General features: G+C 32.3%; 11 protein-coding genes and 1 pseudogene. 11 read left to right on the forward strand and 1 reads right to left on the reverse strand.

Annotated features, from left to right (window positions below):
- The first annotated feature begins 14 nt into the window (after positions 1–14).
- The 8 genes from AC3IPI_RS18705 (at position 15) to AC3IPI_RS18740 (ending at position 8,129) form a co-directional block, all read left to right on the forward strand.
- Positions 15–1,277, forward strand: a complete 1,263-nt coding sequence (locus AC3IPI_RS18705; protein WP_489154827.1) for an MFS transporter — start codon at positions 15–17, stop codon at positions 1,275–1,277.
- Between the two features lie 193 nt (positions 1,278–1,470).
- Positions 1,471–2,364 carry a helix-turn-helix domain-containing protein gene (locus AC3IPI_RS18710; protein ID WP_039116196.1) on the forward strand — a complete coding sequence of 298 codons (894 nt, stop codon included), beginning with the start codon at positions 1,471–1,473 and terminating at the stop codon, positions 2,362–2,364.
- Between the two features lie 116 nt (positions 2,365–2,480).
- The gene (locus AC3IPI_RS18715; protein ID WP_489159245.1) at positions 2,481–3,389 is read left to right on the forward strand and encodes a DUF6268 family outer membrane beta-barrel protein; all 909 of its coding nucleotides are present in this window, start codon (positions 2,481–2,483) and stop codon (positions 3,387–3,389) included.
- A gap of 43 nt (positions 3,390–3,432) precedes the next feature.
- A complete protein-coding gene (locus tag AC3IPI_RS18720; RefSeq protein ID WP_489154829.1) occupies positions 3,433–3,846 on the forward strand; it encodes a DUF2141 domain-containing protein in 414 nt (137 codons plus the stop codon).
- Between the two features lie 26 nt (positions 3,847–3,872).
- A complete protein-coding gene (locus tag AC3IPI_RS18725) occupies positions 3,873–4,577 on the forward strand; it encodes an ABC transporter ATP-binding protein (RefSeq protein ID WP_489154831.1) in 705 nt (234 codons plus the stop codon).
- A gap of 16 nt (positions 4,578–4,593) precedes the next feature.
- Entirely contained in the window at positions 4,594–5,532 is a 939-nt protein-coding gene (locus AC3IPI_RS18730) for an HlyD family secretion protein (RefSeq protein WP_489154833.1), read from the forward strand.
- Between the two features lie 100 nt (positions 5,533–5,632).
- Positions 5,633–6,772, forward strand: coding sequence for an ABC transporter permease (locus AC3IPI_RS18735; protein ID WP_039116201.1), 1,140 nt, complete (start codon positions 5,633–5,635; stop codon positions 6,770–6,772).
- A 10-nt stretch (positions 6,773–6,782) separates the two neighbouring features.
- Positions 6,783–8,129: a TolC family protein gene (locus AC3IPI_RS18740; RefSeq protein ID WP_489154836.1), complete on the forward strand. Its 1,347-nt coding sequence runs from the start codon at positions 6,783–6,785 to the stop codon at positions 8,127–8,129.
- An 88-nt stretch (positions 8,130–8,217) separates the two neighbouring features.
- Here the strand turns inward: AC3IPI_RS18740 and AC3IPI_RS18745 are convergent, their stop codons facing one another.
- Positions 8,218–9,789, reverse strand: a complete 1,572-nt coding sequence (locus AC3IPI_RS18745) for a lytic polysaccharide monooxygenase (protein ID WP_489154838.1) — start codon at positions 9,787–9,789, stop codon at positions 8,218–8,220.
- Positions 9,790–10,059: 270 nt separating this feature from the next.
- On the opposite strand from AC3IPI_RS18745, the pseudogene AC3IPI_RS18750 reads away from it, so the two are divergent.
- The 3 genes and pseudogenes from AC3IPI_RS18750 to AC3IPI_RS18760 all read left to right on the forward strand — a co-directional run.
- A pseudogene (locus AC3IPI_RS18750) lies at positions 10,060–10,200 on the forward strand (XRE family transcriptional regulator); the annotation flags it as partial.
- A 280-nt stretch (positions 10,201–10,480) separates the two neighbouring features.
- Positions 10,481–11,140, forward strand: a complete 660-nt coding sequence (locus AC3IPI_RS18755; RefSeq protein WP_489154840.1) for a metallophosphoesterase family protein — start codon at positions 10,481–10,483, stop codon at positions 11,138–11,140.
- Positions 11,137–12,432, forward strand: a complete 1,296-nt coding sequence (locus AC3IPI_RS18760; RefSeq protein WP_489154842.1) for a protein kinase domain-containing protein — start codon at positions 11,137–11,139, stop codon at positions 12,430–12,432. The genes AC3IPI_RS18755 and AC3IPI_RS18760 overlap by 4 nt, the downstream gene beginning before the upstream one ends.
- The last annotated feature ends 2 nt before the right edge of the window (positions 12,433–12,434 follow it).

Consider the following 12,434-nt stretch of genomic DNA (forward strand, 5'->3'; position numbering starts at 1 on the left):
ATACACACCTATAAATGAAAAAATCAATAGTTGAGAGTACATCTTTTACTCCTTACCAAAAATTTATAATTGTTATATTATTCCTTTTACAATTTACGGTCACATTAGATTTTATTGTTATTTCTCCTCTCGGGGATATGCTGATTAAAAACCTTGATATGACTACATCTAGTTTTGGCTTTGTAGTTTCAGCTTATGCTTTTAGTGCAGGAATATCAGGATTATTGGCTGCAGGATTTGCAGATAAATTTGATAGAAAAAAGATTTTAATTTTCTTCTATACCGGATTTATTATTGGTACTATTTTCTGTGCTATCTCTTCCAGTTACTTAATGCTTCTTATAGCAAGGATTGTTACAGGACTCTTTGGCGGTGTAATCGGATCCATTTCCCTTGCCATAGTAGCTGATTTATTTTTGATTAATCAAAGAGGACGTGTTATGGCCTATATTCAAATGGCATTTGCTGCAAGCCTGATTTTAGGAATACCGGTAGGTGTTTATTTTGCCAATAACTGGGGATGGCATTCGGCCTTTATTATGATTGCAGGTATAGGTATTTTAATCCTTATTGCGATAGTGACTCAAATGCAGTCTATAAATAAGCATCTAGAATTCCAATCCAGTAAGAATCCTTTTCTCCATCTTTGGGGCACATTAAACAATAAAGAATATAGGATAGGTTTTACAGCCATTGCTCTTTTGTCTATTGGCGCTTTTATGCTCCAACCCTTTGGAACCGCTTTTATGGTTAATAATTTACATATTAGTCAACTCCAGTTACCTATGATATTTTTCCTTATAGGACTTTCAATACTTATAATAATGCCGTTGATTGGGAAATTAAGTGATAAGTTTAATAAATTCAAGCTATTTACAATAGCATCTCTTCTCTCGATAATTATGGTCATAATCTACACCAATTTAAATCCCATAGCATTATGGGAAATCGTAGTAATAACTATAGTATTGTATATGGCAATAATGAGCCGAATGATACCTGCATCTACTCTAAATACAGCCATTCCAGAAATAAAAGATCGCGGTGCCTATATGTCTGTAACTTCTTCATTGCAACAAATTGCCGGAGGGATTGCTGCTGTCTGTGCTGGGTTTATTGTACATCAGGATACTAAACAATCACCGCTGGAAAACTATGATATACTAGGATATGTATTTGCCGCAATAACGCTTTGTACCATATTTTTAATTTGGAGAGTGAATCAATTAGTGAGGCTAAAAAACACACTTCCAAAAATACCTCAAGAGGGTATATAAAATACGCCCTAAATTATGATGTGAATATTTAATTAATTTTATTTCTTGGTTGAGATCAATTCACTCATTTCTTCAAATCTTAAAGGAAATGGTTTATAAATTGTCTCGTAAGGCTCACAACATGAGCTCCCCTACTCAACCTTCAAACAAATAAATCATATCATTCCAATAAAAAAATAATTAAGTTTGTAGCATGGAGAAGACTATCAAAATTATTTCATCAGAAGAATTTCCAAGACAATTTATGTCTGATGCTTCTTTAGAGTTTGATTTTTTAAAAACTCCTTTACAGATATATGATCTGAATACAACAACAGAGTATATACAAATTCCAACTCCCCTTTTTAGACCTGATTATAATTTTATGGTCCATGTTACTAAGGGTAATGCAAAACAGCAAGTAGATAATGAGGTAATATCATTAACAGAAAATGATGTTTTATTTATAAAACAAGGCCATATTACAGCAATGAAAGAAATTGATTTGGTAATTACGGGTCATTTTATTTTATTTGAAGAAAGCGTCCTCAATCACATTTTGTCTAAACAAGAGTTGATACAAATTTTTGCCACTAATTCGGTTATTAAACTACCCAAAGAAACTAGTATATGGCTTAATTCATTATTTTGCTTATTAGGTCAGGAATTTCGAAATGAAAATTCCAATATTGAAATTTGTTATTCGCTTATGCAAGCAGCCTTTCAAAAAATAATTTCTTCAAATAAAGAACTTAATAAAACCGTACATCGTGGTAATGAAATCACTTTTTCCTTTAAAGAGTTGGTTTATAAATTCCATAGCCAGGATAAATCGGTATCCTTTTATGCAGATAAATTAAAAATTTCTGTAAATTATCTCAACAGATGCATTAAGCAAACCACAGGAATAGCCCCAAAAGAATGGATAAACAACGTTAGTATCCTGCAAAGCCAAATTCTTCTACAAGATTTGACTAAAGATATCTCCGAAATTGCTTTTGAATTGAATTATGAAGACCCTTCGTATTTTGGACGACTTTTCAAAAAAATAACTGGTACAACTCCTTCACAGTATCGAAGTTCACTTAGGCACGATTTGTCCGAATAAAGGCAAGCTAAATCCTAGCAACAATTATTGTTTTAACCACACCTTTGTCTTAAGAAAATCTTAGAGGGCTAATGCAGCTCGTGTGTTTAAATTTAATAAATGTTATTTTGAAAAAAGTGCTATCATTGGTTTTATTAACCTTGTTTATTTGCCTTCCTAATAAATTTTATGCTCAATTAATAACCGATGGCGCGGGGATTGGCGTTACAGTTAATGGAAAAAGCAGCTTTAAGAATTTATCTTCGGCAAATCCGTATTATGGGAATAAATTCAAATATAATACGTACGATTTTTGGTTGCCAATACCATCTTTTAAAATTGGAAAAACTCGTATTCTTGGAACAGTCAACTACCGTATTTTAGACTTTACATTCAATAAGGAAATTGAAGTTAGTCCGAATTACATCACAAAAATACAAGAGATAAAACCAACCATTGTAGTGCGGCATCCTTTTGGAAAACGATGCGCAGTTTTTGGAGTTTTAATACCAACTATTGCTTCCGATTTTAAAAGCTCTTTTTCTATGAATGATATGGTATATGATGGCATTTTTGGAGTCTCAAGAAAATTCGGAGAAAAATCAAATCTCGAAATCGGGATTGGTCCTCATATCATGTATGCTTTTGGAAAATTTCTGATAACACCTGCCGTATCTGTCGATTATAAAAGTAACAACGGTAAGTGGTTTGCACAGCTATACTGGCCAAGAGTTAATATTTTTCGAAATCTCGGCAATAACACACAAATTGGTGTAGCGGGATCAATAGACTGGACGCTTCACAACTTACAAAATTACAAGAATGATGAGAACCTGGAGATTGATTATGCTCAGTTCTCGGCTATTCATGGAGGCTTACAAATTAATCAACGTCTTTTTGATGGTTTTTGGCTTCAACTGCAAGGAGGTCTCGGATTTGCAAACAAATACACTTTATATAATTCTAATAATGACACCATTAGCAACTATAAAGCAAAAGAAATGCCTTATGTAAAGATGATGCTAACCTACCGTTTTGGAAAATAATTACAGAATAAAAATCAATAACAATAAATAAAAAGAAGGAAAAATGATGAAATTAATTCTTAGTGTTCTACTATTAGGAGTGTCGTATTTTACTAATGCGCAACAATTAAAAATGAATGTTGATGTGACCAATGTTCAAAAAGGAAAAGGCAGTGTCGTGTTGAATGTTTACAACAAAAAAGAAAATTTTCTTAAAACCGCTTACTTTACCAAGGTTCAAAAGGCAAATCAGGGAACTATAAAATTTCAAATCGATTTGCCAAGAGGAACTTATGCTATTACCGTTTTTCAGGATTTAGATAGTAACGGCAATCTTAATAGCAACTGGTTGGGGATTCCTAAAGAGCCTGTGGGAAACAGCACTAATTTTAAGCCTGATGGTGGAGCGCCAACATTTAGTGATTGCTCAATTTATGTTTTAAACAATGATTCTACAATTACAATTGACCTCAATTAAGAAAACTTAAATTATGATATCAAATTATGAAAGAGGCAACTTTTAAAAATAGAATTATTGCAGAAATAAAAGGTGCCTGCAAGGAATATCAAACGGGCGATACATTAATTACAGCCTTACAACCTACAACTGTTCAATTTAAAACCAGAGAACTTACATTGATAGTAGGTCCTTCGGGTTCAGGAAAAACTACTTTGCTCTCCCTGTTAGGTTGTGTTATCTACCCCACAAAAGGAGATGTTTTTATAGATGGTCAACAGGTAAATACACTTTCGGCCAAAGAATTATCGCTTTTGAGATTAAATAAAATAGGATTCGTATTTCAAGGCTTTAACCTTTTGGCTCCGCTTAACTCTTTAGAAAACGTTATGATGCCGCTACAACTTATGAATTTAAGTGATACTGAAGCAAAGAAAAAAGCAGAGAAAGCATTGGAATTAGTCGGGATGAAAGATCGAATGAAAAACTTACCCAAAATGCTAAGTGGTGGTCAACAGCAAAGAGTTGCAATTGCACGAGCCCTGGTAACTAATCCGCCAATAATGCTTTGTGATGAACCAACGGCTGCATTAGATGTTAAGAGCGTTGGTTTGGTAATGAATGAGTTAAAAGCACTTGCCCAAAATGGTAAGAGTGTTATTGTTGTTACACACGATATGCGCCTTAAACAATTTGCTGACAGAATTATTTATGTAGATAATGGGATTGCAACCGATAACGAAAATCATTAAACCAATATTATAAAGAATGAAATATATTTTAATTTATCTAATAGCTCTATTTTTTTGCAGTTGTAGTAAGAAAGAAGAAAAGATATCAAATCAGACATCAGATCACAAGGAAGTTCCTCTATCAGGTATTGTAGGTCTTGGTCGCATAGAACCTGACGAGAAACTATCCTCATTAGCGACAGAAGTGGGAGGCATTGTTGTAGCTATCCATAAGAAAGAAAATGATGTGATTATTAAAGGGGATCTAATTATTGAATTGGATCATGCTGTTCAGGATGCCAAAAAAGACCAAATTAAGAGTAGAATTGAAACACAAAGAATCGAAATTAATGTAGCGCAACTAAACTTAAGAGAGCAGAAAATAAATTTAGCCAATAAACAAATTGAGTTGGAGCGATTGAGAAACTTACTTAAAGAAGGAGCTGAAACAAAACAAAACTTTGATAATCTGGAAACAGAAACCAAAATTTTTCAAACGAATGTAGAACAATTACAAGCGCGGGTTTTGATAGCAAATTCACAACTTCAGGAAATTAAACAAGAGTTGAAAGTTTCAAACAAGGAATTGCAACAGTATTTGGTAAGAGCACTAAACGATGGACAAATTTTAACTATGAATGCTACTAAAGGCGCCGCACTATCACCAAATCAATCATTTGCAGATTTTATTCCAAAAAGCAAATTGGTTGCTACTTGTGAAATTGATGAGCTGTTTGCAGACAAAATTAAAAAAGGGCAAAAGGCTATTATCCGCCAAATTGGTTCCAATAAAACTATTGGTTCTGGTATTGTAGTTTTTACTTCTTCGGCACTTAAGCGCAAATCACTTTTTTCTGAAAAGGCTGGCGATCAGGAAGACAGAAGGGTTCGGGAAATAAAAATTCTATTGGCAAACCAAACAAAGTATTTAATTAATTCCAGGATTGAATGCGTTATTCAAACATCAAATAAGTAAGATAAACAAGAATGGAATTGTATATACCTTCAAATTGGTTTCAAATACCGATCTGAATATGCAAATACAATGTTCCATTATAAACAAATAGCCTCTAAAAATGAATTCTATTATTAAAATAGCTTGGAAGTTTATCCGCTTTGATAAAACAAAAAGTATAGGAGTAGTTGTTGGGATAGTGATAAGCACCTTTCTTATTGGTCAGCAAATCGGCACATTTAATTTTTTGACAGGACTAATGAGTGTGTTGGTAAAAAATACAACATCTGACATTTGGGTTGTTGATAATAAGACGACAGATGCCAACCAACTTAGCCTGATTGACTCGAGAAAAGAAAAAGAGATTAAGAGCCTGCCAGGTGTTAAAGAAGCATTTCCTATTGTTATGACAAATGGAAAAGCTAAATTTTCTGGAGGAACCAGTGCTGTGGTAAACATTATAGGCAGCGAATACCCTTATTTTAAAGCAGGTCCTGACAGCACTAAAATAATAGAGGGAAAACTTCCTGATTTATTGCAAGAAGCGGGAGTCTCTGCAGATTACTTTGATCGGAGCAATTTTGGAGGTTCATCAAATGTTGGAACCTATTTTGAAATTAACGGAAAAAGAGCCGTTATTATGCTACAAACTAAAGGAATACGAGGTTGGGGTGGTTATTTAATGTACACCTCAATAGATAGAGCAAGATATTATGGTAATATTTCTTCCACTAATATAAGTGCCTTAATGGTCAATGTAAAAGAAGGCGAAGATGTGAATCATGTTGTAAATCAAATCAATAATTCTATTTATGGAGTAAGAGCTTGGCGTACATCATCCCTAAGTTCCTCTACTATAAAAAGTGTTTTGGCTTCTACTGGCTTAGGTGCCAGCACAGGATCTTTGGTGGGATTTGCTATCATTGCCGGTTTTTTTATTATTGGTCTCACGATGTATTCGTCGGCACTTGACAGGATTAAAGATTATGGAACTTTAAAAGCAATTGGCGCTACCGATTCGTACATCCGAAAGTTAATACTTACTCAAGCTACTTTGTTTGCTGTTGTCGGCTTTCTAATTGCTCTGGTTTTCTTAATGGGTTTTAAAAAAGGCATGTATCAATCGGGAATAGTGATCGATTTTAGCCCAATAATACTCTTCTCCATCCTAATGGTCACTTTTTCTATTTCGCTTTTTGGGGCTGTGTTTGCTATTAGAAGAATAAAAAATGTAGAACCAGCTTCAGTATTTAGAGGCTAAAAAAGTTATTATGATAAAAAACAATTCAATTAATATCTTCTTTATAGGATGTCTTATACTAATAAGCATTTCAAAAATGAATGCGCAAAGTGTAGTATGGTCATTAAATAAAGCAATTGAAGAAGCACAAAAAAACCGAAAATTATTGGCTTCGTTGGAAACTGAATATAAAATCAATCAATTAAAGACAAAAGAGTTAAATGCAAAATATTTACCCCGAGTATCGCTGAATTACAATTATCAGTATAATCCAATTATTGCTACAAATGTTTTACCTGCAAGCGCATTTAACTCTGGAACTTCTTCAAGTGATATGATTCCGATAAAATTAGGCGCTAATTATTCTCAAAATGCAGGTATTTTGCTGCAACAACCTTTACTGGATATCTCTATTTCAAAATTAATTACTGAGTCTAAGTTACACGAGAAACTAGCCAATTTAAGTGAAAAAGAAGTAAGATTAGAACTAACTTATGAAGTTTCAAAAGTGTATTTTAATATATTGGTAACAGAAGAACAAGTAAAAGAAGCTATAGGCGATACCGCTCGTACAGCATTAAGTCTGAAAACTATAACCCAAAAATATAATAATAAAAGAGTTTTAAAAGTTGACATAAATGACGCCAAAATAACGCATAATAATGCTGTACAAAAATATCTTAATGCAACAAATAACGTATTGGTTCTAAAACAGTATCTTTTGTATGTTACAGGAAATGAATCTTCTCTAGCGTCTTCAATGATATTAGAGAAGTATAATATAAATGAAAATATTACTGATCTTGATGAAAATCAAATTCTGGCTTTACCTCAGATCGAAATTTTGAAAACACAAAATGAAGTACTAGAGAATAAAAAGAAACTAGAAAGAGCTAAACATAGTCCGATGATTAGTGCCAATGGTTATTTAGGAACAGATCAGTTCACAGAAAACATGAACCCTTTTCAGCAAGACAGTTGGTATGGGAATAGTTATATTGGTATCTCATTAAAGTTACCTATTTTTTTTGGAGAGAATACGGCAAAAAGAATAGATCAATTAAAATTCCAGCAAGAGCAAAATAATAATCGAATTGTTGAGGATGTTAATAAAAACAAATACAATGCCCTGAATGCTAGTGCTACGTATAATAACGTCTTGCAACAGTTAAAAACGGTACGTGAAAATAGTAAACTCACTTCCGAAATGGTACTGGTTTATCAGGAGCGATATAAGTTTGACCAAATATCGTTTAATGAACTAAATGATAAAGAGATTCAATTACAAAATCTGGAACTAGCCTATAATCAACTTCAAAAAGAATTGATAGTGTCGTGGCTTAATTGGAAAAAGGCTGCGGGAAAATTAGTTTTATAATATTCAATACGGGATTAATTAAAATTTCAAAAAAAACCGACTCTGTTTAAGAGTCGGATTTATTGCACTAGTATTAATTTAGGTAGTCTTATGATTTTGGTTCACATGCTTCTGAACCAAGATCTTGCCACATTGAACCTGTAGAGCTGCCGGGTTCGTTACCTGGCTCAGCTTGGTAACTGGCTTTCCATTGAGAATGATTATGATTTACATAACTGTTGGCTTCATAACTTCTTATATTATTCCAGATTGTTGCTATATTGCTAATCAACTTCCAGCTATCATTTATATCTGGTTGCAGTTCTCCGGGATTAATATAATGTTTGTTCTCCCATACTAAGCCCTTATAACTTACTTTATGAGTTCTTTCTCCAGGATAAGCTATAGTAGAATTCCAAACCGGATAATCACCTGCAGTATCATCAACACATTTTCCTGGTTCAGGGTCATCTTGTAATACAGTTAATTTTGCAACAGCAGTCGCAGTCTGATTTTTACTGTCAGTAACTGTACATGTAATATCAAATACTCTATGATTTTCTACATTAGCTGTTACATAAGTGATATGAAACATATTGTGATCAATATCTGGAGATGTCAAAGGATCAGGTAAGTTCCATTTATAAGTAAATGGCCCCTCCCCGTCTGAAACCATAGCATTAAATTTAGCGTCATCACCTTTTTTTACAGTCAGCAAAGCAGGCATAATCTCTAATGTAGGTAATGACGGAACTGAACTATCTTTTACTATTAAATCAGCATAAGCTTCGGTAGTTTTACCATTTTTATCAGTCACCTTACACGTAATATCAAATCTTTTATTACCTACCACATTATCTGTAGTATAGGTTACATTCTCTTTATCAAGACTATTGCCACTAGAACCTAATCCTGAAGGCAAGTTCCATAAATAAGTAAATGGAGCTTCTCCCTCAGCAGAACAACTAAAAAAAGCTGTGTTTCCTTTTTCTACCTCTACTTCATTAGGTGTAATATTTACTATAGGTGCAGGTTCTGGATTTTCGGAATCATCAAAATCAAGATCAAATGTTTGATAAAATGCATGAGCAGTGTCAGAGACAATCCATGCTACTATCATTACATGATGCCCTTTTTTTTGAGGAAGTACTACACTGGTTTCGGTTGGTGCTGCTCCATATGGTAGAGGAGTTGCATAATGATGCATATTAAACGGTACAGGCTCAAGCTGATCTCTAGTTATTCTTTCATCAGGATTCCAGCCATCTTTAGTAATCCAGTGATTATATCCTCTGGTGGCATGAGGAGCATTATAACTCCATCTCATTCTAAAATTTTGACCCGAATTAACTTTTGTTTTTGGCCATACTTGCCCTTTTTTTGCTTGCAACTCACGGTCAGTACAATTTACGATATCCCAATCAGATCCAGATTCGTTTGTCCACCCTCCGCTATTTATATAATTATCCGGAGGTACAGGTCTGGTGTGAGGACCACCTTGTTCATCTTGAGGATATTTATCTAAACCGGAACTTACTATTGTCGTAAAAAATTTGCCTCCCTCAAATTGATTTATGTTCCAATCGAGTAACCAACCGAGATCATAAGCGAGTCTTCCGCGCGTGTTGAATGCATAACCATGTCTGGTTTTTTTAACAGTTTTTAATTTTGCTTCTTGCATAATTTTTAGGTTTTAAGTTAATATTGTAAGATTTGGGTTAATCTTATTCCTTATTTCCTTTAAAATTAAAACTTTTTTCTCATAAAATACAAATTTTAATAAGAAAATATGCATATCCTGTATTAATGATAATATTGAACTTTTAAAATGAATTCTATATTAAGAATCTCTTTTTTAAGTGTTAAGGATGCACTAAAAAGAAATGCCTATTTCTTCAAATCCTGCAGAAAATGGTTTGGAATTTGAGCCTTCAGAAAATTGATATTCATTATAGAACAGAAAATACATCAGGAAAGAAACCTAAAACTCTTCAGAGAAATGCTTGGTATAAAACAAGAAGCAGTGTCTTATAATCTGGGAAATGACTGGAATCAGAAGAAAATATTTATGGCAAGGCTTGAAAAATTAATCACTAGATAATCGTTTATAGAAGATATATTAATTACAAAAAGAGACTTGGAAGTCTCTTTGTATTTTGGAACTACAACGGGGATAGATTTGGTAATACAAGTTAAAAATAATTTAAACCATACTTTTGTCAAATAATTTGAAATTATATATTTGCTAATTATTTAAAGTATCTTAAATCGCGTACAAAGTTTTGAATCTAATCTATACTTTTTAATACTTTAAAATTATCTATTTTATAAAATAAAATAAGTATTTTATTCTATTTTTGTTTCTTTTACTTATGAGAACTTTTGTTATATCCGATATACATGGAAATAATGTTGCTTTTAGAAAAGCACTTAAACATGTTAAATTAAAAAAAACTGACCATCTAATTATTTTGGGAGACTTTATTGATCGCGGTGAAGATAGTAAAGGTGTATTAGATACAATTTTATTGCTAAAAGAGCATAATTTCAATCTAGTCTGCTTGAAAGGTAATCATGAACAAATGCTTTTAGACTCTTTCGATAATGTTAATAATTTAAATAGTTGGCTTAAGAACGGTGGAGAAAAAACTTTACTAAGTTTTCTAACAAGTTCTATAAACAAAATACCCTCTAAGTACATTGATTTAATTAAATCTTTTACTTACTACTACGAAAATGAAAATTTTATTTTTGTACATGCGTCTTTAAACATGACAATAGAAAATCCTTTCACAGATATTGAAACTATTTTATGGGAAAGAGAACCATCTAAATATTATGATGAGAGCTGGATAAAAAACAGAATACTAATACATGGGCATAGCCCAACTGAACAAAACATTATAGCTTCTAGCATAGAAAATAAAAATAAAGTTATATGCATTGATAATGGAAGCTTTTTAAAAAGGGAAGAGTATGGCAGTATCTGCATTCTTGAATTAGAAAATTATAAATATAACTTTATTAGATGAAGATTTTAAACGTTGTTAAAGTAATTAACCAGGGAGGATTTGGAATTATAGAAGAAGTAACATGTGATGATGGGAAAAATTATGCTCGCAAAACTTTTAGTCCTTCTTCTCAATTTTTGAGTGATAAACAACTTTGCGATAAATTAAAAATAAGATTTATAAGAGAAGTAAAAACGCAAAAATTATTGCCCAAAGAATATTTTATACCAATTATCTTCCACGATTTAATTAGCAGTAATCCTTGGTTTTTAATGCCAATAGCTGAAGATGTATATGTAAATGAGATAATTGCTTGCAAAAATGAAAATAGAAATCCTGAGGGATTAAGTGATATTTTAAATTCTCTTGAATTTATACATAGTAAAGGGCTTGTACACCGAGATTTAAAACCGCAGAACGTATTAAAACACGAAGGCATATGGAAATTAGCAGATTTTGGGTTAATTTCTCAAGATAAAGAAATTTTATCCCAAACAATCACTACGAGTAATAATGCGTTTGGAACTGTTAATTACTGTGCACCTGAACAAACTACAGAATTTCGACGAGTAACTCCTCAAGCTGATATATATTCTTTTGGAGCAATTCTACATGATATTTTTACTGATGGAAATAGAGTTCCTTATTCCGAGCTTACTGCGAATGGGGAAATTGGAGTAATTATTGGGAAATGCACTAAACATAAAAAAGAAAATCGCTTTAGCGATATTAGTACATTAAGAAATAAACTTTTATATGTCTTATCTAAAAAGCCTATTTTAAAGGCTGTTGTAGATAATCAATGGTTTGAAGATTTCAAAAATACCCAAAATTGGAATGTAGATACTTTTGAAAGTTTTGTTTTTTTCTTGAAAAAAAATGAAGCTTTACATCATTCATTTTTTTATGAAACTAATTTAGAGAAAATAGTCAACCTTTATATAATTGATGTTGAATTATTCAATGACTTTTGTTTAATGTATTTTGATTGGGTTTATTCAACAAGCTATCAATTTGATTATTGTGATGTAATTATTGGATATATATTGGATATCTATAATAAAACATTTGATTTGGAAGTAAAAGCTAGAGCTGTTGTTACTTCTGCTGAATTAGGGAAGTCACATAATAGATGGTACGTAATGCGTCATGTACTAAATATGTCTAATAAGGAGATTAGTGATGATTTAGCGTTTAGAATTATTATTGAAATGGATTCTAATACAAAAAACAAAGGAAATTTTCATAGATGCGCACAGGGTATAAACTTAAGTGTTAACAATTACCATGAAATAATTGCTAGTTTATTTTAACC

This window comes from Flavobacterium sp. GL_143, from assembly GCF_057834355.1.